Annotated in this window: 20 protein-coding genes and 1 pseudogene; 12 read left to right on the top strand and 9 right to left on the bottom strand. The window is 71.2% G+C overall.

The features are described 5' to 3' along the window. The first annotated feature begins 126 nt into the window (after nucleotides 1–126). Nucleotides 127–1,227, top strand: a complete 1,101-nt coding sequence (gene pheS / locus KHC27_RS15945) for a phenylalanine--tRNA ligase subunit alpha (protein WP_246519997.1) — start codon at nucleotides 127–129, stop codon at nucleotides 1,225–1,227. Between the two features lie 21 nt (nucleotides 1,228–1,248). Beyond that, on the top strand, nucleotides 1,249–3,654 hold the full coding sequence (gene pheT, locus KHC27_RS15940; RefSeq protein WP_213340377.1) for a phenylalanine--tRNA ligase subunit beta: 2,406 nt from the start codon (nucleotides 1,249–1,251) through the stop codon (nucleotides 3,652–3,654). Nucleotides 3,655–3,812: 158 nt separating this feature from the next. Here the strand turns inward: pheT and KHC27_RS15935 are convergent, their stop codons facing one another. Continuing rightward, nucleotides 3,813–5,207, bottom strand: coding sequence for a flavin monoamine oxidase family protein (locus KHC27_RS15935; protein ID WP_213340376.1), 1,395 nt, complete (start codon nucleotides 5,205–5,207; stop codon nucleotides 3,813–3,815). Between the two features lie 350 nt (nucleotides 5,208–5,557). Here KHC27_RS15935 and KHC27_RS15930 point away from each other — a divergent pair, with 350 nt between their 5' ends. After that, entirely contained in the window at nucleotides 5,558–6,271 is a 714-nt protein-coding gene (locus KHC27_RS15930; RefSeq protein WP_213340375.1) for a sulfate transporter family protein, read from the top strand. Here KHC27_RS15930 and nth read toward each other — a convergent pair. Next, nucleotides 6,225–7,109, bottom strand: a complete 885-nt coding sequence (gene nth / locus KHC27_RS15925) for an endonuclease III (protein WP_213340374.1) — start codon at nucleotides 7,107–7,109, stop codon at nucleotides 6,225–6,227. The two genes, KHC27_RS15930 and nth, sit on opposite strands and share 47 nt — an antisense overlap. A gap of 155 nt (nucleotides 7,110–7,264) precedes the next feature. On the opposite strand from nth, the gene KHC27_RS15920 reads away from it, so the two are divergent. Together KHC27_RS15920 and KHC27_RS15915 are read left to right on the top strand one after the other, a co-directional pair. Next, entirely contained in the window at nucleotides 7,265–7,756 is a 492-nt protein-coding gene (locus KHC27_RS15920; RefSeq protein ID WP_213340455.1) for a DUF2244 domain-containing protein, read from the top strand. A gap of 118 nt (nucleotides 7,757–7,874) precedes the next feature. Further along, nucleotides 7,875–8,756, top strand: a complete 882-nt coding sequence (locus KHC27_RS15915) for a methylated-DNA--[protein]-cysteine S-methyltransferase (RefSeq protein WP_213340373.1) — start codon at nucleotides 7,875–7,877, stop codon at nucleotides 8,754–8,756. Nucleotides 8,757–8,825: 69 nt separating this feature from the next. Here the strand turns inward: KHC27_RS15915 and KHC27_RS15910 are convergent, their stop codons facing one another. Genes KHC27_RS15910 through dapB form a run of 3 tightly spaced genes read right to left on the bottom strand, consistent with a single transcriptional unit; the run spans nucleotide 8,826 to nucleotide 10,647 of the window. Next, a complete protein-coding gene (locus KHC27_RS15910) occupies nucleotides 8,826–9,167 on the bottom strand; it encodes an SMR family transporter (protein WP_343210928.1) in 342 nt (113 codons plus the stop codon). Nucleotides 9,168–9,171: 4 nt separating this feature from the next. Next, nucleotides 9,172–9,795, bottom strand: coding sequence for a 2,3-bisphosphoglycerate-dependent phosphoglycerate mutase (locus KHC27_RS15905; protein ID WP_213340372.1), 624 nt, complete (start codon nucleotides 9,793–9,795; stop codon nucleotides 9,172–9,174). A 45-nt stretch (nucleotides 9,796–9,840) separates the two neighbouring features. Beyond that, nucleotides 9,841–10,647 carry a 4-hydroxy-tetrahydrodipicolinate reductase gene (gene dapB / locus KHC27_RS15900; RefSeq protein ID WP_213340453.1) on the bottom strand — a complete coding sequence of 269 codons (807 nt, stop codon included), beginning with the start codon at nucleotides 10,645–10,647 and terminating at the stop codon, nucleotides 9,841–9,843. 339 nt (nucleotides 10,648–10,986) lie between these two features. Between dapB and KHC27_RS15895 the strand changes: the two genes are divergently transcribed. The 6 genes and pseudogenes from KHC27_RS15895 (at nucleotide 10,987) to KHC27_RS15870 (ending at nucleotide 16,243) form a co-directional block, all read left to right on the top strand. Continuing rightward, on the top strand, nucleotides 10,987–12,747 hold the full coding sequence (locus tag KHC27_RS15895; protein WP_213340371.1) for an acetolactate synthase 3 large subunit: 1,761 nt from the start codon (nucleotides 10,987–10,989) through the stop codon (nucleotides 12,745–12,747). Nucleotides 12,748–12,832: 85 nt separating this feature from the next. Continuing rightward, nucleotides 12,833–13,348 carry an acetolactate synthase small subunit gene (ilvN, locus tag KHC27_RS15890; RefSeq protein ID WP_213340370.1) on the top strand — a complete coding sequence of 172 codons (516 nt, stop codon included), beginning with the start codon at nucleotides 12,833–12,835 and terminating at the stop codon, nucleotides 13,346–13,348. A gap of 79 nt (nucleotides 13,349–13,427) precedes the next feature. Then, nucleotides 13,428–14,378: a DMT family transporter gene (locus KHC27_RS15885; RefSeq protein ID WP_213340369.1), complete on the top strand. Its 951-nt coding sequence runs from the start codon at nucleotides 13,428–13,430 to the stop codon at nucleotides 14,376–14,378. A 180-nt stretch (nucleotides 14,379–14,558) separates the two neighbouring features. Then, nucleotides 14,559–15,590 (top strand): annotated as a pseudogene (ilvC, locus tag KHC27_RS15880) (ketol-acid reductoisomerase); the annotation flags it as partial. A 167-nt stretch (nucleotides 15,591–15,757) separates the two neighbouring features. Next, complete coding sequence (locus KHC27_RS15875) at nucleotides 15,758–15,994, top strand: BrnT family toxin (protein WP_246519996.1); 237 nt, start codon at nucleotides 15,758–15,760, stop codon at nucleotides 15,992–15,994. Nucleotides 15,995–16,018: 24 nt separating this feature from the next. Continuing rightward, nucleotides 16,019–16,243 carry a hypothetical protein gene (locus KHC27_RS15870; RefSeq protein ID WP_343210927.1) on the top strand — a complete coding sequence of 75 codons (225 nt, stop codon included), beginning with the start codon at nucleotides 16,019–16,021 and terminating at the stop codon, nucleotides 16,241–16,243. Between the two features lie 136 nt (nucleotides 16,244–16,379). On the opposite strand, the gene KHC27_RS15865 is transcribed toward KHC27_RS15870, so the two are convergent. Then, nucleotides 16,380–17,324, bottom strand: a complete 945-nt coding sequence (locus KHC27_RS15865) for a diguanylate cyclase domain-containing protein (RefSeq protein WP_213340367.1) — start codon at nucleotides 17,322–17,324, stop codon at nucleotides 16,380–16,382. A 196-nt stretch (nucleotides 17,325–17,520) separates the two neighbouring features. Here KHC27_RS15865 and KHC27_RS15860 point away from each other — a divergent pair, with 196 nt between their 5' ends. After that, nucleotides 17,521–18,021: a DUF2165 family protein gene (locus tag KHC27_RS15860; RefSeq protein ID WP_213340366.1), complete on the top strand. Its 501-nt coding sequence runs from the start codon at nucleotides 17,521–17,523 to the stop codon at nucleotides 18,019–18,021. A gap of 7 nt (nucleotides 18,022–18,028) precedes the next feature. Here KHC27_RS15860 and KHC27_RS15855 read toward each other — a convergent pair whose 3' ends face one another. Genes KHC27_RS15855 through mutL form a run of 3 tightly spaced genes read right to left on the bottom strand, consistent with a single transcriptional unit; the run spans nucleotide 18,029 to nucleotide 21,766 of the window. Then, on the bottom strand, nucleotides 18,029–18,553 hold the full coding sequence (locus KHC27_RS15855) for a DedA family protein (protein WP_213340365.1): 525 nt from the start codon (nucleotides 18,551–18,553) through the stop codon (nucleotides 18,029–18,031). A gap of 10 nt (nucleotides 18,554–18,563) precedes the next feature. Beyond that, nucleotides 18,564–19,853, bottom strand: a complete 1,290-nt coding sequence (locus tag KHC27_RS15850; RefSeq protein ID WP_213340364.1) for an NAD(P)/FAD-dependent oxidoreductase — start codon at nucleotides 19,851–19,853, stop codon at nucleotides 18,564–18,566. Between the two features lie 5 nt (nucleotides 19,854–19,858). Continuing rightward, entirely contained in the window at nucleotides 19,859–21,766 is a 1,908-nt protein-coding gene (gene mutL, locus KHC27_RS15845; RefSeq protein WP_213340363.1) for a DNA mismatch repair endonuclease MutL, read from the bottom strand. Between the last annotated feature and the right edge of the window lie 108 nt (nucleotides 21,767–21,874).

The following is a 21,874-nucleotide window of genomic DNA, read 5'->3' as shown; positions in this document are numbered from 1 at the left end:
GAGCGCCGGGGCTCTTTGCGTTCGCGGCTTTGCGCGGCGCCCCCGCCCGGCTATAAGCCCGCCGGCACCGCCCGACCGACGACCGCTCCCGCATTGGCCTTCCGCTTCCAGCCGAGAACAACGATCATGTCCGCCGAAACGCTGCCCGATCTGGCCGCCCTCGAAGGCGAGCTGCGCGCCGCCGTCACCGACGCCGCCGACGAAGCCGCGCTGGAGGCGGTTCGCGTCGCCGCCCTCGGCAAGAAGGGTTCGGTCTCCGAGCTGCTGAAGAGCCTCGGCGGCATGACGCCGGAGCAGCGCAAGAGCGCCGGCCCGGCCATCAACGGCCTGCGCGACCGCCTCAACGAGGCCATCGCCGCCCGCCGCGCCGCGCTGAAGGCCGCCGCCCTCGCCCTGCGTCTGGAAACCGAGCGGGTCGACGTTACCCTGCCGGTGCGGGAGAGCCCGGCGGAGGCCGGCCGTGTCCACCCGATCACCCAGGTCATCGACGAACTGACCGCCATCTTCGCCGACATGGGCTTCTCCGTCGCCGAAGGGCCGGACATCGAGGACGACTTCCACAATTTCACCGCGCTGAACTTCCCCGAAGGCCATCCCGCGCGGGAAATGCACGACACCTTCTATCTCCCGACCAGGGAGGACGGCTCGCGTCTGGTGCTGCGCACCCACACCTCGCCGGTGCAGGTGCGCACCATGCTGACGAAGAAGCCGCCCATCCGCGTGATCTGCCCCGGCCGGACCTACCGCTCCGACAGCGACCAGACCCACACCCCGATGTTCCACCAGGTGGAAGGCCTCGTCATCGACAAGGGCTCCAATCTCGGCCACCTCAAGTGGATCCTCGAGGAGTTCTGCAAGGCGTTCTTCGAGGTGGACAATGTGAAGATGCGGTTCCGCCCGTCCTTCTTCCCCTTCACCGAGCCGTCCATGGAGGTCGACATCCAGTGCGACCGCTCCCGCCCGGGCGAAATCCGCTTCGGCGAGGGCTCGGACTGGCTGGAGATTCTCGGCTGCGGCATGGTCCACCCCAACGTGCTGAAGAATTGCGGGCTGGACCCGGACGAGTATCAGGGCTTCGCCTGGGGCATGGGCATCGACCGCATCGCCATGCTCAAATACGGCATGCCGGACCTGCGCGCCTTCTTCGAGGCCGATGTCCGCTGGCTCTCCCATTACGGCTTCCGCCCGCTCGACTTCCCGACGCTGGCCGGCGGGCTGTCGAACTGAACCCGGAGAGGAGACCGAACCATGAAATTCACCCTCTCCTGGCTGCGTGAGCATCTTGCCGGCGACTACACGCTGGACGACGTGACCGGCACGCTGAACCGCATCGGCTTCGAGGTCGAGGGCGTCGAGGACAAGGCGGCGAAGCTGAAGGGCTTCTCGATCGCCCATGTCGTCTCCGCCGTTCAGCATCCCAATGCCGACAAGCTGCGCGTCTGCATGGTCGACACCGGCGCCGGCGAGCCGGTGCAGGTGGTGTGCGGCGCGCCCAACGCCCGCACCGGGCTGAAGAGCGTGTTCTCCCCGCCCGGCACCTATATTCCCGGCAAGGACATCACGCTCGGCATCGGCACCATCCGCGGCGTCGAGAGCCGGGGCATGCTGTGCTCGGCCGCCGAGCTGGAGCTTTCCGAGGAGAGCGACGGCATCATCGAGCTGCCGGAGGACGCCCCGGTCGGCGCCGCCTATGCCGAATGGATCGGCCTCGGCGACCCCGTGGTCGAGATCGCGGTGACGCCGAACCGGGCGGACGGGCTCGGCATCGCCGGCATCGCCCGCGACCTCGCCGCCGCCGGGCTCGGCACCGTGGCGACGCCGGCGGTCGCGCCGGTGGCCGGCGCCTTCCCCTGCCCGGTAGGCGTAACCATCGAGGCCGGCGCGCCCTGCCCGGCCTTCGCGCTGCGCCTCATCCGCGGCGTGAAGAACGGGCCGTCGCCGGACTGGCTGCAGGCCAAGCTGCGCGCGATCGGCCTGCGCCCCATCAACGCGCTGGTGGACGTCACCAATTTCCTCACCTTCGACCGCAACCGGCCGCTGCATGTCTTCGATGCCGGCAAGGTCCACGGCGATCTGGTGGTGCGGCGGGCGCGGGAGGGCGAGAGCCTACTGGCCCTCGATGGCCGGACCTATGCGCTCGACGCCAGCATCTGCGTCATCGCCGATGACAAGGGGGTGGAATCGCTGGCCGGCGTCATGGGCGGCGAGGAGTCCGGCTGCGACGAGGCGACGACCGACGTGCTGGTCGAATCCGCGCTGTGGGACCCCATCAACATCGCCCAGACCGGCCGCAAGCTCGGGCTGAACTCCGACGCCCGCTTCCGCTTCGAGCGCGGCATCGACCCCGCCTTCACCGTGCCGGGGCTCGAACTCGCGACGACGCTCATTCTCGAGCTGTGCGGCGGCGAGCCGTCCGGGATCGTGCTGGCCGGCGCCATCCCCGACACCCGCCGCGTCATCGACTTCCCGCTGAGCCTCACCGAGAAGCTCACCGGCCTCGTCGCGACCGATGCCGAGCAGGTGGAAACGCTCGGCCGCCTCGGCTTCGCGGTGGAAGGCACGGCCGGCGCGGTGCGCGTCACCCCGCCATCCTGGCGCGGCGACATCGAGGGCAAGGCCGATCTGGTGGAAGAGGTGGTGCGCATCCTCGGGCTCGACCGGGTGCCCTCCCTCCCCTTCCCCCGCGACGAGACCGCCCGCAAGCCGGTTCTCACCACGCTGCAGCTGCGCACGCGCAAGGCGCGGCGCGCGCTCGCCGTGCGCGGGCTGGTCGAGGCCGTCACCTGGTCCTTCGTGCCGAAGGCGCAGGCCGAGCTGTTCGGCGGCGGCCAGCCGGCGCTGGCGCTGGCCAACCCGATCGCCGCCGACCTCTCGGACATGCGTCCCAGCCTGCTGCCGGGCCTCGCCCGCGCGGCACAGTCCAATGCCGACCGCGGCCAGGACGACACCGCGCTGTTCGAGGTGGGGCAGATCTTCAAGGGCGACCGCCCGCAGGACCAGTTCATCGTCGCCACCGGGCTGCGCCGCGGCACGGCGAAGCCCGGCGGTTCCGGCCGCCACTGGTCCGGCAAGGCCGGCGCGGTAGACGCCTTCGACGCCAAGGCGGACGCCCTCGCGGTGCTGGCCGCCTGCAACGCGCCGGTGGCGAACCTGCAGATCTCCGCCGACGCGCCGGGCTGGTTCCACCCCGGCCGCTCGGGTACCTTCCGGCTCGGCGCCAATGCGATCGGCCATTTCGGCGAGCTGCATCCCGCCGTCATCGAGGCGCTGAAGGTGGAGGGCCCGCTGGTCGGCTTCGAGATCGTGCTCGACCGCATCCCCGAGCCGAAGGCGCGGGCGACGCGGGTGAAGCCGCTGCTCGACCTCGCCGCCTTCCAGCCGGTGGAGCGGGATTTCGCCTTCGTGGTGCCGCGCGCCGTGGCGGCGGGCGAGCTGGTGAAGGCCGCCGCCGGCGTTGACCGCAAGCTGATCACCGCGGTGAACGTGTTCGACCTTTACGAGGGCCCCGGAGTCGAGGCGGACAAGAAGTCGGTCGCGCTCTCCGTGACGTTGCAGCCGCGCGAAAAGACCCTGACCGATGCGGAGATCGAGGCGGTGACGTCGAAGATCGTCGCCGAAGTGGCCCGGAAGACCGGCGCCGCGCTGCGCGGCTGAACCGGAAGGAAACCAAGCCCGGGCCGGCCAGGCCGGCAAGGTGCCCGAGACCGGGCCGGCTAGGCCGGCAAGGTAGCTCAGACCGGGCCGGCTAGGCCGGCAAGGTAGCTCAGACCGGGCCGGCTACTAGGCCGGCAAGGTAGCTCAGACCGGGCCGGCTAGGCCGGCCCGGAGATCAGGCGCGCGGCGCGCTCGGCCGCCAGTTCGCCGGACTGCCACGCCCCCGCCAGCGTGCCCCACTGGTCGGGCGAGGTGTATTCGCCCGCCAGGATCAGCCGCCCGAGCGGATCGCCGAACAGCCGGCGCAGCGCGCCCGCGCCCGGCTGGGCCACCGCCATCGCCCCCCGGATCAGCGGATCGCGCGTCCAGCGCGACACGGCGACGCTCCCGACACCCGCCCCCGCCTGCGCTCCGAAGCCGGCAGCCAGCGCCGCGCGCGCCAGCGCCAGCCCGGACGGCTCGCCGCGGGCGGAAATCTCCTCGGCCGGCTCGCCGCCGAACAGCAGCACATGCAGATCGCCGCCGCCAATGCGGGCGTGGAGCAAGGCCGGCGGCCCGCCCGCCGCCTTCATCACCACCCGCTCGTCCGGCTGCAGATCCAGCGGATTGCCCGGCAGCACGAAGCCGACCTGCTCCATCATCCCGGCGGGATGGGCGCGGAACGCCTCGACCAGCCGGGCGGGCAGCGCCGGCGCGAGGCGGATCGCCCCCGCCGCGATCACCGCCGCCGGAACGGCGAGAATGGCGACGCGGGCGCGCAGGGTGGCGCCACCCTCCAGCCCCAGCGTGACCGAGCTGCGCAGATTCTCGATGCGCGCCACCCGCGCGCCCAGCCGCAGTTCCACCGCGGGGCCGAGCCCGGCGCCCAGCTTCACCAGCGCATCGCCCACCCCCATGCCCTCGGGGCGGGCATCCTCCGGCGGGGGCTGCCGGCGGGCCAGATCCACCGTCGAGATCGCGGCGAGGCTTCGCCCGCAGGCCAGCGGACCGAGCAGCGCCGCCAGCGTCGCCGCCCATTCGCCGCCCTCGGGCATGGCGGCGGCGGCGGCGATATCGCGACCGGCGTCGGCGGTGGCGGCGATCGCCCGTTCCGCCCGGCCGAGTGCGGCGATGAAACCGTCATAGCCGCTTTCGCGGGCCTCTCGCCCGTCGACATAGAGCCGCCGCGCCGCCACCAGCGGCACGAGGCCGACGCCCGCCTTCGCCAGCGCCACCGCGACCCCGCCGCCGGCGGCGAGCCGGCTGGCACCGAGATCGAGCCCGCCGCCGGCGAAGTCGACGGTGCGCGCCCGCCCGCCGCGCCGGTCGGCCGCCTCCAGCAGCACGCAGGAGCGGCCGAGCCCGGCCAGCCGCCGCGCCGCCGCGATGCCCGCCGCGCCGCCGCCGATGACCGCCACATCGATCGAGGGGGCCGCCTGCGCCAGGGCCGGACGCCCAAGCGCCGGCAGGGCGAGCGCGGCCGCGCCGAGACCCAGCAGCGCGCGCCGGCTCGGGGCCGTGGCAGCGGCGGAACGGAAGGCGGGCCGCCCGCGATGTTCGGTGTCGTCGGTCATGGTCCCGTCCGGCGTGGAGCGGCGGCGACGCCGCAGGAAGCCCGCCCGCGGGCGGACGGCAAAGCCCGGCCGGCGCACGGCCTCCGCCCCGGCGGCAGGCCGTTCACGCCCGGCCTCCTGCTCTAGCACATCCGCCACGGCGGACAGAACAGGCGGCTAAGGGCTTCATCCGATTCATGTTTCGTTCGTCCGGAACGAATCATGATTCCGCCGGCCCCGCCGGCAGCGCAAGGGCAAATTCCAAAAAGCCGAGTCGTTTCAACGTGAAGGGTGGGGCGGACGCCCTCCGGCCCGGCTTGAGCGGCGGCCGGCGCATGCCTAACTAGGAGGGCCCGCCACCGGATGCCGCCATGCTCCAGATCGCCCTCGCCTCCTTCGCCGAGACCTTCGCCCCGCAGCACCGCCGCGTGCTGCTGCGGTCCATCCTGCTGGCGATCGGGCTCGTCGTCGTGCTCGGCATCGGCGCGCAGGCGGCGCTCACCCGCTTCGTGACGCTGGACTGGGGCTGGGCGGAGCTGCTCATCGACATCATCGCGGCGCTCGGCCTGGTGGTTGCCGGGGTGTTCCTGGTGCCGCCGGTCACCTCGCTGATCGCCGGCCTGTTCCTCGACGATGTCGCCGAGCGGGTGGAGCGGGACGATCCGCCGGGCGGGCCGGTGGGGCGGGCGCTGCCGGTGCTGCACTCGCTGCTGCTCTCGCTGCGCTTCTTCGGGGTGATGATCGCGGTGAACCTCGTCGCCCTGCTGCTGCTGCTGGTGCCGGGGGTGAACCTCGTCGTGTTCTACATCGCCAATGGCTATCTGCTGGGACGGGAATATTTCCAGCTCGCGGCCATGCGCCACTGGAGCGAAGCCGAGGCGTCCGAGCTGCGCCGGCGCCATGGCGGGCGCATCTTCATCGCCGGCCTCGTCATCGCCGTGGTGGTGTCGGTGCCGGTGCTGAACCTGATCACGCCCGTCTTCGCCACCATCTTCATGGTGCGGCTGCACCGGCGCATCGCGGCGGAGGCGGCCCCGCTCAGGCCGGCGGGGTCTTTTCCGGCCAGCGGCACAGATCGGCGATGAGGCAGCGCGGGCATTCCGGCAGGCGGGCCTTGCAGACATAGCGCCCGTGCAGGATCAGCCAGTGGTGGGCGTGCAGCTTGAACCGGTCGGGGATGGCGGCCTCCAGTCCCAGCTCCACCTCCAGCGGGGTCCGGCCCGGCGCCAGGCCGGTGCGGTTGGCGACGCGGAACAGGTGGGTGTCGACCGCGATGGTGGGCAGGCCGAAGGCGATGTTGAGCACCACATTCGCGGTCTTGCGGCCGACGCCGGGCAGCGCTTCCAGCGCCGCGCGGTCGCGGGGCACCTGCCCGCCATGCTCGGCGACGAGGCGGCGCGACAGCTCCACCACGTTCTTCGCCTTGCCGCGGTAGAGGCCGAGGGTGCGGATGTGCTGCGCCACCGCCTCCTCGCCCAGCGCCGCCATCGCCTCCGGGGTGGAGGCCGCCTTGAACAGGCCGCGCGTCGCCCTGTTGACCCCGACATCGGTCGCCTGCGCCGAAAGCACCACCGCCACCAGCAGGGTGAAGGGGTCGGAATGCTCCAGCTCGCCCTCCGGGTGGGGGTCGGCCGCCTCGAAGCGGGAGAAGCCCTCCGCCACCTCCGCCGCTGTCCAGGGGCGGAAGCCGCCCCCCGCAGCGGCGGCGGCCGCATTGGCCACCGCGCGGCGGCGGGGGCGGGCCGCGGCGGGCGCCGCGTCCGGGGCGACGATGGCCGCCGGCGCGGACGCTGCGGGAGGCGCGTGCACGACGGCGGCCGCGCGGGCACGCGGGCGGGGGCTGGCGGGAGCGGTCCCGCCGGCGGGCGGAGCCGGTGGCTTGGCGGGCGGCGTCTTGGCGGGCGGTGTCGTCTTGCGCGGCATGGCTGACGTATAGTGTGCGCGCGCCTACACTGCCAGCGGCCGCAACGGCAGGCGCGCAGCCGGCACGAGGCACGGGAACACGGGCGAACGCGATGGAAAGCCAGCCGGCGCAGCAGCACGCAGAAACCCATGGCGGGGGCACGCCGGCCGGGCCCATGGAGGCCGAACCGACGCTGTATGAGGCGCGGCTCACGCCCTATCGCTCGCTGGACGAGCGCGGCTTCCTCATCGTCATGGCCATCGTCGCCGGCATCAGCTTCGTCTGCGGGGTGGCGTTCCTGATGATGGGGGCGTGGCCGGTGTTCGGCCTGTTCGGCATCGACGTGCTGGCGATGTGGCTGGCCTTCCGGGTGAATTTCCGCGCCGCCCGCGCCCGCGAGGAGATCACCGTCACGCCAAGCCGCCTCACGGTCCGCAAGGTCGCCCCCGACGGCGCGGAGGAGGCGACCGAGATGAACCCGCTCTGGACCCGGCTCCATGCCGAGGAGATCGAGGATTTCGGCATCCAGAAGCTCACCCTGGTCTCGCGCGGCCGCCCGACCGAGGTCGGCAGCTTCCTGCATGTCGGCGAGCGCGAGGCGCTGGCCGCCGGGCTTTCCGGCGCGCTGGCCGATGCGCGGCGCGGCATCGTCCGCCAGGCGCCGTGAGGGCCCGCCGATGAAGCTCCCGGAAACACCCCCCGGCCCGCCCACGGACGCCGGCGCGTCGAAATCGGGTGGCGAGCGCCCGGTCCGCATGGTCGGATCGGATCAGGAGGCCCCCGCCATGCTCGCACCGCTTTTCGACCAGTCGCATCCCCTCGACATCGCCGCCGCCGACTACGAGGTCGTCCGCCGTGCCGTCGGCTTCGTCAACCGCTCCTTCCGCGACCAGCCGGAGGTGGAGACCATCGCCCGCGCCGCCGGGGTGACGCCCCGGGCGCTGACCGAGCTGTTCCGGCGCTGGTGCGGCCTCACGCCGAAGGATTTCCTGCAGGCGGTCACGCTCGACGCGGCGCGCCGGGTGCTGACCGAATCGGGCAATGTGCTGGACGCCGCCTACGAGGTCGGCCTGTCCGGGCCGGGCCGGCTGCACGACCTGTTCGTGGTGCACGAATCCATGTCGCCCGGCGAATGGAAGGCCGGCGGCGCCGGGCTGGTGATCCGCTGGGGCTTCCACCCCTCGCCCTTCGGACTCGCCCTCGCCATGGTGACGCCGCGCGGCCTGTGCGGCCTCGCCTTCGCCGACGAGGGCGAGGAGGAGGCGGCGCTCGTCGACATGCGCCGGCGCTGGCCCAACGCGACCTATCTGGAAGACCCGATCGTCACCGCGCCCTACGCCGCGCGTATCTTCGACCGCGGCACCTGGCGGCCGGACGATCCGCTGCGCATCGTCTTCATCGGCACCGATTTCGAGGTGCAGGTGTGGGAGACGCTGATGCGCATCCCGCTCGGCAAGGCGACCACCTATTCCAGCATAGCGAACTGCGTGGAGCGGCCGAAGGCGGCCCGCGCGGTCGGCGCGGCGATAGGCCGGAACCCGATGTCCTTCGTGGTGCCCTGCCACCGCGTGCTCGGCAAGAACGGCGACCTCACCGGCTATCACTGGGGGCTGACGCGCAAGCGCGCCATCCTCGGCTGGGAGGCCGGGCAGGTCGCGGGAAGCTGAACGGGCCGCCCGCTCCCCTCGCGCCCGGGCGCGCTCTGCCTTCCGGCGCGGGCATCCCCGCGCCGGCCTTCAGTGCGCGATGGATTTGGAGAAGAACTGCACCACCAGCACGCCGAGGATGATCAGCCCCAGCCCGATCACCGCCGGGCCGTCCAGTTTCTGCCCGTTCCAGAGCCAGGCCACGGCGGCGATCAGCACGATGCCGACCCCCGACCAGATGCCATAGGCGATGCCGGTGGGAATAGTACGCAGGCAGATCGACAGCAGCCACAGCGCCACCGCGTAGCACACCACCGCGACCGCGCTCGGCGCCAGCCGGGTGAAGCCGTCGGAGCGCGCGAGCGCGCTGGTCGCCACCACCTCGGCGGCGATGGCGCCGATCAGCAGGGCATAGGTGCCGAGCGAGGCCACGCCCCTAGCCGGCGAGGTCGTCGACGCTGGCGACGGTGGAATCGGCGTTCAGCCGGTACACCACCGGGGCGCCGGTGCCGAGCTCGCGCTTCATGATGCCCTCCGGCGTCAGCCGCTCCAGCACCATGATCAGCGCCCGCAGCGAGTTGCCATGGGCGGCGACTAGCACGCGCTCGCCCCGCAGCACGCGCGGGAGGATCTCCTTGACGTAATAGGGCAGCGCGCGTGCCACCGTGTCCTTCAGGCTCTCGCCGCCGGGAGGAGGCACATCGTAGGAGCGGCGCCACACATGGACCTGCTCCTCGCCCCACTTCACCCGGGCGTCATCCTTGTTGAGGCCGGAGAGCTCGCCATAGTCCCGCTCGTTCAGCGCCTGGTCGCAGATGATCGGCAGGTTGCTGGAGCCCATCTGCTCGAGGATCAGGTCGAGCGTCTTCTGCGCCCGCCGCAGGTCCGAGGTGAAGCAGACGTCGAAGGCATAGCCTTCCCCGCGCAGCCGCTTGCCGGCGGCGATCGCCTCCTCGACGCCCTTGGGCGTGAGGTCCGGGTCGCGCCAGCCGGTGAAGAGGTTCTTCAGGTTCCATTCGCTCTGGCCATGGCGGACGAGGACGAGGAGGCGGTCGGACATCGGGGGCAGGTCTCCGGCTGGGGCTGGGGCGGGCGGAAAGGAAGGTCAGAAATCGGAAAGGCCGAGCACGTCGGTCATGGAATAGAGCCCGGGCTTGCGGCCGCGCGCCCAACGGGCGGCGGCGAGCGCGCCGCGGGCGAAGATCATGCGGTCCTCGGCCTTGTGGGCGAATTCAATGCGCTCGGCCGGGCCGGCGAAGATCACCGAATGCTCGCCCACCACCGTGCCGCCGCGCAGCGTGGCGAAGCCGATGTCGCCCGGCTTGCGCGCCCCGGTGATGCCGTGCCGCGCGAACACGCCGTTCTCGGCCAGCGTCACCCCGCGGCCGGCCGCCGCCGCCTCGCCGAGCAGGAGCGCGGTGCCCGAGGGCGCGTCGACCTTGCGGTTGTGGTGCATCTCCAGCACCTCGATGTCGAAGCTCTCGTCCAGCGTGGCGGCGACCCGCTTCACCAGCGCGGCGAGGAGATTGACCCCGAGGCTCATATTGCCGGACTTGACGACCGCCGCATGCCGGGACGCCGCCTCGATGCCGGCCTGCTCGGCCTCGGAGAAGCCGGTGGTGCCGATGACATGGACGATGCGCGCCTGCGCCGCCAGCGCGGCGAAACGCACGCTCGCGGCCGGCACGGTGAAGTCCACCACGCCTTCCGCCCCGGCGAAGAGCGGCAACGGATCGTCGCTCAGCGTGACGCCGAGCGGGGGCAGCCCGGCCAGCGTGCCGGCGTCGGCGCCGAGGTGCGGGCTGTCGGCGGGCTCGACCGCGCCGGCAAGCGCGAGGTCCGGGGCCTCGGCGATGGCGCGCACCAGGGTGCGGCCCATGCGGCCGCTGGCACCGACGACGACGAGCCGCATCTGCGACATGCTGGCAGCACTCCCACGCGATCAGCCGGGTATATCCTTCCCTCGTTGCCACGAAAAGTGCTGGATTGCTCGGCATTTTGGCTCATGCGACGTCATCGCTTGACGTATGCGCAGCGCGGCTGTAGAGGTCGCGCAACTTTTCGAAGGAGCGGCGCCGTCATGCGCAACAATATTATCCTTATCGTAGGACGGCGCGTCGCCGCGGAAGCTGCCTGACGGCAGTGCCCGCTCACCGGTGACGCGCGACTTCGGGCCCCTGACGGGGCCTTTTGATTTTCTGGACCTTCGCAAGCAACGACAGAACGAACAGCGTTCAAGAGGAAAACGACCATGATGCGCGAGATGACCGGCGCCGAAATGGTGATGCAGGCCCTGATCGATCAGGGCGTCGAGCATATCTTCGGCTATCCGGGCGGCGCGGTGCTGCCGATCTACGACGCCATGTTCCACCAGAACCAGGTGCGGCACGTCCTCGTGCGACACGAGCAGGGGGCGGTGCACATGGCGGAAGGCTATGCGCGTTCCTCCGGCAAGGTCGGCGTGGTGCTGGTCACCTCCGGCCCCGGCGCCACCAATGCCGTCACCGGCCTCACCGACGCGCTGCTCGACTCGATCCCGGTGGTCTGCATCACCGGCCAGGTCCCGACGCACCTCATCGGCTCCGACGCCTTCCAGGAGTGCGACACGGTCGGCATCACCCGCCCCTGCACCAAGCACAACTATCTCGTGCGCGACATCAACGATCTCGCGCGGGTGTTGCACGAGGCGTTCTACGTCGCCCAGAACGGCCGCCCCGGCCCGGTCGTGGTCGACATCCCCAAGGACGTCCAGTTCGCCCGCGGCACCTATGTCGGCCCCGAGAACATCCAGCACAAAACCTACCAGCCGCGCCTCAACGGCGACCCGGAGAAGATCCGCACCGCGGTGGAGCTGCTGGCCAAGGCCCGGCGCCCGGTGCTCTATACCGGCGGCGGCGTCATCAATTCCGGCCCCGAGGCGAGCCGGCTGCTGCGCGAATTCGCCCGCCTCACCGGCTTCCCCGTCACCTCGACGCTGATGGGACTCGGCGCCTATCCCGCCGCGGACAAGCAGTGGCTGGGCATGCTCGGCATGCACGGCACCTATGAGGCGAACATGACGATGCATGACTGCGACGTCATGCTCTGCATCGGCGCCCGCTTCGACGACCGCATCACCGGCCGGCTCGACGCCTTCTCCCCGGATTCGAAGAAGATCCACATCGACATCGACCCCTCCTCGATCAACAAGAACGTCAAGGTCGACGTGCCGATCATCGGCGACGTCAAGCATGTCCTCTCCGACATGCTGACGCTGTGGCGGGCGACCAAGGCCGAGCCGGACCGGCAGGCGCTGGCGAGCTGGTGGGGCCAGATCGACCGCTGGCGCGCGCGCAAGTCGCTGTCGTTCCAGAACTCCGACGCGGTCATCAAGCCGCAGCACGCCATCCAGCGGCTCTACCACGCGGTGAAGGACAAGGACGTCTACATCACCACCGAGGTCGGCCAGCACCAGATGTGGGCGGCGCAGCACTTCCGCTTCGAGGAGCCGAACCGCTGGATGACCTCCGGCGGCCTCGGCACCATGGGCTACGGCCTGCCGGCGGCGATCGGCGTGCAGGTCGCCCACCCCGAGAGCCTCGTCATCGACATCGCCGGCGAGGCCTCGATCCAGATGTGCCTGCAGGAACTCTCCACCGCGCTGCAGTTCAACCTGCCGGTGAAGATCTTCGTGCTCAACAACGAGTATATGGGCATGGTCCGGCAGTGGCAGGACCTGCTGCATGGCGGGCGCTATTCCCACTCCTATTCGGAATCGCTGCCGGACTTCGTGAAGCTGGCCGAGGCCTATGGCGCGGTGGGCCTGCGCTGCCACCGCCCCGGCGATCTCGACGCGGCGATCCAGGAGATGATCAGCATCGACCGGCCGGTGCTGTTCGACTGCCTGGTCGACCAGAAGGAAAACTGCCTGCCCATGATCCCGTCGGGCAAGCCGCACAACGAGATGATCCTGCCCGACCATCCCGAGGCGCTGGACGAGGCGATCGACGAGGAAGGCAAGATGCTGGTCTGAGCCGGCGCCCGCCTGCCGCTTCCCATTCGCCCCTCTCCCCGCCGGGAGAGGGGCCGCTGCTTTCCCTTGCCCCGGGTATCACCCCATGTCTGCGCATCCCGAAGCCGCCGAGCGGCACACCCTCTCCATGCTGGTCGACAATGAGCCGGGCGTGCTGGCGCGCATCGTCGGCCTGTTCTCCGGCCGCGGCTACAACATCGACAGCCTCACCGTTTCCGAGGTGAGCCACGATTCCAAGCTCTCGCGCATCACGGTGGTCACCACCGGCGCGCCGGGCATCATCGAGCAGATCAAGAGCCAGCTCGACCGGCTGGTGCCGGTGCACCGGGTGGTGGACCTCACCGTCGCCGGCAAGTCGGTGGAGCGCGAGCTGGCGCTGATCAAGGTGCGCGGCAAGGGCGAGATCCGGCAGGAGGCCCTCCTGATCGCCGACAGCTTCCGCGCCCGCACCGTCGACACCACGCTGGAAAGCTTCGTGTTCGAGATCACCGGCAAGCCGGACAAGATCGACCAGTTCGTCTCGCTGCTGGCCCCGCTCGGCCTCGTCGAGGTGTCGCGCACCGGCGTGGCCGCCATCGGCCGCGGCCCGGACGGGATGTGAGAGAGAAGCCGGCGGCGATGCGGGGACGAGCAATGGCGAGGCAGGTGGCGGCAGGCCGGCAGCACGGGGCGCGGGCGCGATGACCGATCGCGCCGCCGCCCTGCCCTCCGCCGGCGCCACCGGCGGCAAGCCGCTGTGGCTGCAGGCGGCGCCGTTCATCTTCCTGCTGCTGTGGTCGGGCGGCTTCGCCGTCGCCAAGGTCGGCATCCTCTACACCGGGCCGTTCACCCTGCTGGCGCTGCGCTACGGCATCGTTCTGGTGGTGCTGCTGCCGCTGGTCGCGTGGTTCCGCCCGCCGCTGCCGCGCCAGCCGCGGGTCTATCTCCACCTCGCGGTGATCGGCTTCCTGATCCAGGTGCTCTATTTCAACCTCAGCTACTTCGCCTTCCGCTTCGGCATCTCGGCGGGGGCGCTCGCCATCATCGTCTCGATGCAGCCCATCGTGGTCGGCCTGCTGGCGCCGCTGCTGGCGGGGGAGCGCGTGGGCGGGCGGCGCTGGATCGGGCTGTTCCTCGGCCTCGCCGGCACCGCGCTGGTGATCCTGTCGCGCTCGGCCATCGAGATCACCTCGCCCGGGGTGCTGCTGCTGGCGGTCGGCGCGCTGATGGCGATGTCCGGCGGCGCGCTCTACGAGAAGCGGTTCGGCACGCCGCAGCACCCGCTGGTGGCCAACGCGGTTCAGTATGTCGTGGGCTTCCTCTGCACGCTGCCGCTGGCGCTGCTGCTGGAAGACGGCCATGTGGTGTGGACCGGCCCGTTCCTCGCCGCGCTCGGCTATCTCGTGATCGGCAACTCCCTCATCGCCGTCTCGCTCTACCTCGCCATGATCCGGGCGGGCGAGGTGTCGAAGGTCTCGGCGCTGTTCTTCCTGGTGCCGCCCTGCTCGGCGCTCATCGCCTGGGCGCTGCTCGGGGAAGCCATGCCGCCGCTGGCCTGGGTCGGCATGGCCCTCGCCGCCTCGGGCGTCGCGCTGGCCTCGGTGCAGCGCCTGCCGTGGCGCGGCGGCCGGGCCCGGGAGACCGGCCCGTGAGACCGGCGCCGGAGCCGCCCCCGCGCCGCGCCCTGCCGCAGAAGCGGCGGCGCGCCCCTTGACCCGCCGCGTGCCGGCTTTAAAGCACGCAGCCGAAACGCCCCGCTTCCGAGAAGCCCGGCCTCCGGGACCACGGCTTCGAAGAACCCGCCTCAAGAACGTCGACAACACCGGACAACAAGGAACACGTCCATGCGCGTCTATTACGATCGCGACGCCGATCTGAACCTCATCAAGGGCAAGAAGGTCGCCATCATCGGCTATGGCAGCCAGGGCCGCGCCCACGCGCTGAACCTCAAGGAGTCCGGCGTCAAGGACATCGCCATCGGCCTGAAGCCGGGCTCGGCGACCGCGAAGAAGGTGGAGGCCGACGGCCTCAAGGTGCTCACCGTCGCCGAGGCCGCCGCCTGGGCCGACCTGATGATGATGGCCACCCCGGACGAGCTGCAGGCCGACATCTACCGCGACGAGATCGCGCCGAACATCCGCGACGGCGCCGCCATCGCCTTCGCCCACGGCCTCAACGTCCATTTCGGACTGATCGAGCCCAAGGCCTCAGTCGACGTGGTGATGATCGCCCCCAAGGGCCCCGGCCACACCGTGCGCGGCGAATACCAGAAGGGCGGCGGCGTGCCCTGCCTCGTGGCCGTGCACCAGGACGCCTCGGGCAACGCGCTCGACCTCGCGCTCTCCTATGCCTGCGGCGTCGGCGGCGGCCGTTCCGGCATCATCGAGACCACCTTCAAGGAAGAGTGCGAGACCGACCTGTTCGGCGAGCAGGTCGTGCTCTGCGGCGGCCTGGTGGAGCTGATCCGCGCCGGCTTCGAAACGCTGGTCGAGGCGGGCTACGCCCCCGAGATGGCCTATTTCGAGTGCCTGCACGAGGTGAAGCTGATCGTCGACCTCATCTATGAGGGCGGCATCGCCAACATGAACTACTCGATCTCCAACACCGCCGAGTGGGGCGAGTACGTCACCGGCCCGCGCATCATCACCGAGGCCACCAAGGCCGAGATGAAGAAGGTGCTCACCGACATCCAGACCGGCAAGTTCACCTCGGAGTGGATGCAGGAATACAAGGCCGGCGCCGCCCGCTTCAAGGGCATCCGCCGCGTCAACGATTCCCACCAGATCGAGGAAGTCGGCGCCAAGCTGCGCGGCATGATGCCGTGGATCGCCAAGAACAAGCTGGTCGACAAGGCGAAGAACTGAGCCTCACACTTCCGCTGAACGACGTCATGGCCGGGCATGTGCCCGGCCATATGCGTTTGCGGGCGCGCTTCGCGGGCTCAGTGCTGTGCCGGGAATGCAATTAACGTCACCGCCCGCCGAGTGAGTCGGCTAGCGTGCGTCACGTTCGGTCCACGGGATTGCGAGTGATGGGCGAGACGGACGATTTCGAGTGGGATGACGACAAGGACGCGGCGAACCGAGCAAAGCACGGTTTGCCGTTCCGCTTCGGCGAATTCGTCTTCGACGGTCGACCGCGCTTCGAACCGCCCTTGCTCCGCCAGATCGCGGGCGAGCCGCGTCATGTCGCGATAGCCGACGTGGCGGGCGTGTTATATTGCGTGTCTTCGTCTGGAGGGGTCGCCGGAGGCGCCCTATCTCGGTGAGGCGGGCCCATCGGAGCGAGAGACGTGTCTTCGCACAAGCCATCGAGGGAAGCTGAACGGCTGCTGCGCGACTTCGACTGGTCGAAGGTCGATGCCCTGACGGATGAGCAGATCATCGCCGCCGCGAAGGCGGACCCGGATAGTGCGCTGCCCACCGAGGAAGAACTCGCCGAGTTCGATCTCGTCCTGCCGGCCAAGGCGCGGCGGGAGATGAAGGCGGGCAAGCCGCCGAAGGAAGCCGCGGAATAGGCAGCCGCGCCCCTGCCCGCTTGGCGCATCCCTCTGCCCGAACCTTCTTGCTGCCCGAACCTGCCCTCCGCCCAAGGCTGCGGCCCATCCCCGGCGGCCGCCCGCGCGACGGACTCGCCCTCGCCCCGCCCCGGCGTCACGCCACCCCGTCCGCCCAGACCCGCTCGCCCCCGCCGAAGCGGATGCTGATCGGTTCGCCGGTCGATTTCGCCCGGTACATCTGCCGGTCGGCCTCGCGGATCAGCACGGCAGCCGCGACATCCGGCACCTGCTGCACGCTGATGCCGATGGCGGCGCCGATCGGCACCGGCAGGCTGCCCGACAGGTCCACGGGCGTGAACACCGCCGCGGCGATGCCGGCCAGCATCGGCGGGATGGAACCCACCGCCCCGTGCGGCACGGTCAGCACGAGCATGAACTCGTCGCCGCCGATGCGGGCGACGATCTCCTCCTGCCCGCAGGCGAGCCGCAGCCGTGCCGCCAGCCGCCGCAGGATGGTGTCGCCCGCCTCGTGGCCGAGCCGGTCGTTGATCTGCTTGAAGCCGTTGAGGTCGATGAAGGCCACCGCCACGCACTGGCCTTCGCCCCACACCCGGGCGAGGCGCTCCTGCAGCACCGCGTCGATGCCGGCCCGGTTCAGCAGCCCGGTCAGCGGGTCGGTGAGCGCGGCATAGGTCAGCTCCCGCTCCCGCTGGATCTGGGATTCCATGTGCTCGGTCACGTCGGCGATCAGCTCGATGTCATAGACCGCGTCGCCGATATGCGAGCGCTGCGCCGAGATCAGCACGGGAATGATGCGCCCGTCGGCATGGCGGATTTCCGCCAGCTCGGATTTGTAGCTGCCGACCTCTTCCAGCAGCCGCAGCCGGCGGTCCCGTGCCGGGCTGGCGATGGCGGCGCCATGATCGACCATGGACCGCTCGTTCAGCTCCTCCCAGCGCCGGCCGGTGAGGTCGAGATAGGCGCGATTGACCATCACGTAACGGGAGCTGTCAGCCCCCGTCGTCGAGATCGACATGGCGACGGGCGAAAACTCGAACATGCGCATCAGAATGATCGCGAGAGCATCCTGGCCGATCATCGCCGTCGTGTGTCCCCAGCCGCACCGGTGCCTCCGCCCGGCACCTGGAATCCTTCCAATATTACCGCAGCCGCCGATCCTTCGTCATCCCCCCGCCGCCCGTGATCGCGCACGACTGCAGCCGCCGTCGCGGCCGTCCGGCGTGGTATCATGGGGCCTGGAAAGCCGGCACCGGTGCCGGCCGGGCGAGGATTCCATGCTGGCCATACGTCTCACCAAAACCTTCATGGTCGCTGCGCTCGCCGCCTTCGCCGGGCTCGTCACGATCGGCAATCTGGTCGACTACGGCTCGAACTACGCCTTCGTGCAGCATGTTCTCAGCATGGACGACACCTTCCCCGGCAACGCGCTGGCGGCCGCGCGCGCCATCACCGATCCCCGGCTGTGGCAGCTCGGCTATGGGCTGATCATCGCCGGCGAGGGGCTGACGGCGCTGCTCTTCACCATCGCCGCCGCGGCGATGCTGGCCGGCCTGCGAGACGGCCGGCGCTTCGCCCGGGCCAAGGCGTGGGCGGTGGTGGCCGCCGGCGCCGGCTTCGCGGTGTGGTTTCTCGGCTTCATGGTGGTGGGCGGGGAATATTTTGCCATGTGGCAGTCCCACACCTGGAACGGCCAGGAACCGGCCTTCCGCTTCTACATGACCATGCTGGCGGTCATCATCTTCGTGAGCCAGGCCGAGCCCGTGGAGCCGGGCTGAGCCGGCCTCACCAGCCCAGCGCCTTCATCGCCGCCGCCCCCGGCGCCAGCAGGAGAAAGGCCCACAGCGCCGCGGAGGCGACATTGGCGAGCTGGAAGCCGAGCGGCGGCATGGCGAACATGCCGGCGACCAGCGGCACCACCGCCCGCAGCGGGCCGAAGAAGCGGCCGAGGAACACGCCCCACACACCCCAGCGGTGGAAGAAGCGCATGCCGCGGTCGAGCAGGGCGGGATGGTTGCGCAGGATGGGAAAATCCCGCACCCGCTCCCGGTAGTGATGTCCGACCCAGTAGGACACGGCATCGCCGAGCGATGCCCCCAGCGCGGCCCCGGCCCAGACCGGCAGGAAGCCGATGCCGCCGGCCTCGATCAGCGGCCCGAGGCCGACCAGCACGACGGTGGCGGGCACCACCAGCGAGATCACCGCCAGCGATTCGCCGAAGGCCAGCGCGAAGGCGATGAAGGGGGCGAGATGCTTGTGCGCCTCGACGAAGGCGAGCGCGTCGCGCGCCAGTTGCTCCAGTTCGGGCAAGATCTTCCTTTCAGAGGCGGTCGCGCAGGGCGTAATAGCTCAGCCCGGCCGCCAGCAGCGGCCAGCGCATCAGCCGCCCGCCGGGAAAGGCCGGCGCGGGCGCGCGGGCCAGCAGGTCGAAGGCGCCGACCACGCCCCGCACCGCCTCGGCGAGAATCTTGCCGTAGAGCGGCGCGAGCATCACCCCCTGCCCGGAATAGCCGGAGGCCGTGAGCACGCGGGGCGAGAGCCGGCGCACGAAGGGCATCCGGGTCATGGTGATGCCGAGCACGCCGCCCCAGCCATACTCGATGCGGGCATCGGCGAGCTGGGGGAATATCTTGAGCATATAGGGCCGCACGAAGCTGCCGGGGTCGGCCTTCAGCGTGCGGCGGTAGGTTTCGCCGCCGCCGAACAGCAGGCGGCCGTCCCGGCTCAGCCGGTAGTAGTTCACGACGAAACGGCTGTCCGCCACGGCGGCGTCGTTGGCGATGATCTGGCGGGCCCGCTCGCCGAGCGGCTCGGTGGCGGCGATATAGTTCGCGATCGGCATGACATGGCGGTCGACCCGGGCGTCGAGCCCGTCCTGCAGCCCGTCGCCGCATTCCAGCACCCAGTCCGCCTCCACCGCCCCGCCGCCCTCGGTCTCCACCACCACGCGGGCGCCCTCGGTGATGCGGACCGCGCGGCTGTGCTCGTAGAGGCGGGCGCCGGCCCGGCTCGCCGCCTTGGCGAGGCCGAGGGCGAGGTTCAGCGGGTGGAGATGGCCGGCGCCATGGTCGATCATGCCGCCGTAATAGGCGTCGGACCCCACCAGCGCCGCCAGCTCGTCGCGCGACAACGGCCGGGCATGGGGATAGCCATACACCTCGGCCAGCTTGCGGACATAGGCGTGGGTGTGGGCGACATAGCCGGGCTTGTGGTCCGCCACGATCAAGCCGGGGCGCAGGTCGCAGTCGATGCGGTGGCGGGCGATGAGGTCGTGCAGCAGCGCCTTGGCGTCTTCCGCAAGGTCCCACAGCTTGCGGGCGTCGTCGCGGCCCATATGCGCCTCGATCCAGTCCTGGTCGCGGCGCTGGCCGGTGTGGATCTGGCCGCCATTGCGGCCGGAGGCGCCGGAGCCGACCCGCCCCGCCTCCAGCAGCACCACCCCGACGCCGGCCTCGGCGAGGTGCAGCGCCGCCGACAGGCCGGTATAGCCGCCGCCGATGACGCAGACATCGGTCGTCACCCGCCCGGCGAGCGGGGGGTAGAGCGGGTGCGGCACCGCCGTTGCGGCGTACCAGCTTTTCGGATGGTCGAGGGAGATACGGTCGCGCACGTCTGTCACCGCCGGGCGAAGAGTTTCTCGATGTCGGCCAGCGACAACGTCACGAAGGTGGGCCGGCCGTGGTTGCACTGGCCGGCATTGGGGGTCTGTTCCATCTCGCGCAGCAGGGCGTCCATCTCCTCCGGCCGCAGCCGGCGGCCGGCACGCACCGAGCCGTGACACGCCATGGTGGCGGCGACATGCAGCAGCCGGCGCTCCAGCGGCAGCGCATCGTCCCACTCCTCGGCATGCTCGGCCAGCTCGCGCAGCAGGGCGGGAATGTCGGCGTCGCCGAGCAGCGCCGGCACCTCGCGCACCAGCAGGGCGCCCGGGCCGAACGGCTCCAGCACCAGGCCGAGCCGCTCCAGCGCCTCGGTGCGTTCCGCCAGCCGGTCGGCCTCGGAGGGGTCGAGCTCGACCACGAGGGGCAGTAGCAGCACCTGCCGCTTCAGCCCGTCGCGCGCCATGGCCAGCTTCAGCCGTTCATAGACGATGCGCTCATGGGCGGCGTGCTGGTCGACGATGACCACCCCGTCGCGGGTCTGAGCGAGGATATAGGTTTCGTGGAGCTGGGCGCGGGCGGCGCCGAGCGGGCGGTCCATCAGCCCCGCCGGGGCCGGCGCGGCGGCGGCGCGGGCGTCGACCGACGGCGCCACGTCGAGGTCGAGCCCGCCGAACCCGCCCGCCCCGGCACCGGCACCGGCACCGGCATCATAGGCGGCCGCCACCGCCTCGGCGAAGCCCGCGGCGGCGCGGTCGTCGAGGGTGGCACCGGCCGGGGCGGCCCAGGAGGTGCGCCAGTCATGGTCCAGCGGCGGGCGTAGCAGATGCGGCAGGTGCGGCGCCCGCCCCACTCCCTCGCCGCCCGGCAGCAGGCCCGGGCGCGCCAGCAGCGCCAGCCGGTCCGCGGTGGTGGTGGCGGTGCGGGGCACGCCGGCCTCCAGGGCGTCGATCAGGGTGCGGATGATCAGCGCGCGCACCAGCCCGGCGTCGCGGAAGCGCACCTCGGTCTTGGCCGGGTGTACGTTCACATCCACCTCGCGCGGGTCGATCTCCAGGAACAGCGCCAGCACCGGGTGGCGGTCGGAGGGCAGCAGGTCGGCATAGGCCGCCCGCACCGCGCCGATCAGCACCTTGTCGCGCACCGGGCGGCCATTGACGAAGAAATACTGCGACAGCGCATTGGCCTTGGAGAAGGTGGGCAGCCCGGCAAGGCCGGTCAGCCCCACGCCGCCGCGCCCGCCTTCCACCGCCAGCGCATTGGCCGCCACCTCGCGGCCCAGCACATCGGCGATGCGGGCGCGGCGGCCGGCCGGGCCTGCGCCCTGCGCCGCCCAGCTCACCGGCGGGCGGTCCTCGGCGATGAAGGAGAAGGCGACTTCCGGCCGGGCCAGCGCCAGCCGGCGCACCACATCCAGCGCGGCGGCGGTCTCGGCCCGTTCCGACTTGAGGAACTTCAGCCGCGCCGGCGTGGCGAAGAACAGGTCGCGCACCTCCACCCGGGTGCCGCCCCCGAGCGCGGCCGGCCGCACCGGCGCCTTGACCCCGGCCTCGACCCGCACCTCATGCGCCACGGCGCTGCCGGCCGGCCGCGAGGTGATGGAGAGCCGCGCCACCGCGCCGATGGAGGGCAGCGCCTCGCCGCGAAAGCCCAGCGTGGCGATGGCGCCGAGATCCTCGTCGTCCAGCTTCGAGGTGGCGTGCCGCTCGACGCAGAGCGCCAGCTCGTCCGGCCCCATGCCGCCGCCGTCGTCGGTGACGCGGATGAGCCGCCGCCCGCCGCCATCCAGCACGATCTCGATGCGCCGGGCGCCGGCGTCGAGCGCGTTCTCGACCAGCTCCTTCAGGGCCGCGGCCGGGCGCTCGACCACCTCGCCCGCGGCGATGCGGTCGATCAGGGTGGAGGGAAGCAGGCGCAGCGGCATCAGCGGGCTCTCGACGGCGCGGAATCAGTCCGCCACCGGACATGGCGGGACTCTACACGCAAGCCGCCCCCGCACGGAACCGCCGAGGCGGCGGCGCGGCGCGCCGTC

The organism is Ancylobacter lacus (assembly GCF_018390635.1).
GTDB classification, from domain to species: domain Bacteria; phylum Pseudomonadota; class Alphaproteobacteria; order Rhizobiales; family Xanthobacteraceae; genus Ancylobacter; species Ancylobacter lacus.
The sequence above is the reverse complement of the archived record's forward strand: the minus strand, read 5'-3'. Positions and strand labels throughout refer to the sequence as shown.

Bases quoted from the DNA above. Each gene is read 5' to 3' on its own strand.
- pheS (WP_246519997.1), top strand. From the start codon at position 127: ATGTCCGCCGAAACGCTGCCCGATCTGGCCGCCCTCGAAGGCGAGCTG.
- pheT (WP_213340377.1), top strand. From the start codon at position 1,249: ATGAAATTCACCCTCTCCTGGCTGCGTGAGCATCTTGCCGGCGACTAC.
- KHC27_RS15935 (WP_213340376.1), bottom strand. From the start codon at position 5,207: ATGACCGACGACACCGAACATCGCGGGCGGCCCGCCTTCCGTTCCGCC.
- KHC27_RS15930 (WP_213340375.1), top strand. From the start codon at position 5,558: ATGCTCCAGATCGCCCTCGCCTCCTTCGCCGAGACCTTCGCCCCGCAG.
- nth (WP_213340374.1), bottom strand. From the start codon at position 7,109: ATGCCGCGCAAGACGACACCGCCCGCCAAGACGCCGCCCGCCAAGCCA.
- KHC27_RS15920 (WP_213340455.1), top strand. From the start codon at position 7,265: ATGGAGGCCGAACCGACGCTGTATGAGGCGCGGCTCACGCCCTATCGC.
- KHC27_RS15915 (WP_213340373.1), top strand. From the start codon at position 7,875: ATGCTCGCACCGCTTTTCGACCAGTCGCATCCCCTCGACATCGCCGCC.
- KHC27_RS15905 (WP_213340372.1), bottom strand. From the start codon at position 9,795: ATGTCCGACCGCCTCCTCGTCCTCGTCCGCCATGGCCAGAGCGAATGG.
- dapB (WP_213340453.1), bottom strand. From the start codon at position 10,647: ATGCGGCTCGTCGTCGTCGGTGCCAGCGGCCGCATGGGCCGCACCCTG.
- KHC27_RS15895 (WP_213340371.1), top strand. From the start codon at position 10,987: ATGATGCGCGAGATGACCGGCGCCGAAATGGTGATGCAGGCCCTGATC.
- ilvN (WP_213340370.1), top strand. From the start codon at position 12,833: ATGTCTGCGCATCCCGAAGCCGCCGAGCGGCACACCCTCTCCATGCTG.
- KHC27_RS15885 (WP_213340369.1), top strand. From the start codon at position 13,428: ATGACCGATCGCGCCGCCGCCCTGCCCTCCGCCGGCGCCACCGGCGGC.
- KHC27_RS15875 (WP_246519996.1), top strand. From the start codon at position 15,758: ATGGGCGAGACGGACGATTTCGAGTGGGATGACGACAAGGACGCGGCG.
- KHC27_RS15865 (WP_213340367.1), bottom strand. From the start codon at position 17,324: ATGATCGGCCAGGATGCTCTCGCGATCATTCTGATGCGCATGTTCGAG.
- KHC27_RS15860 (WP_213340366.1), top strand. From the start codon at position 17,521: ATGCTGGCCATACGTCTCACCAAAACCTTCATGGTCGCTGCGCTCGCC.
- mutL (WP_213340363.1), bottom strand. From the start codon at position 21,766: ATGCCGCTGCGCCTGCTTCCCTCCACCCTGATCGACCGCATCGCCGCG.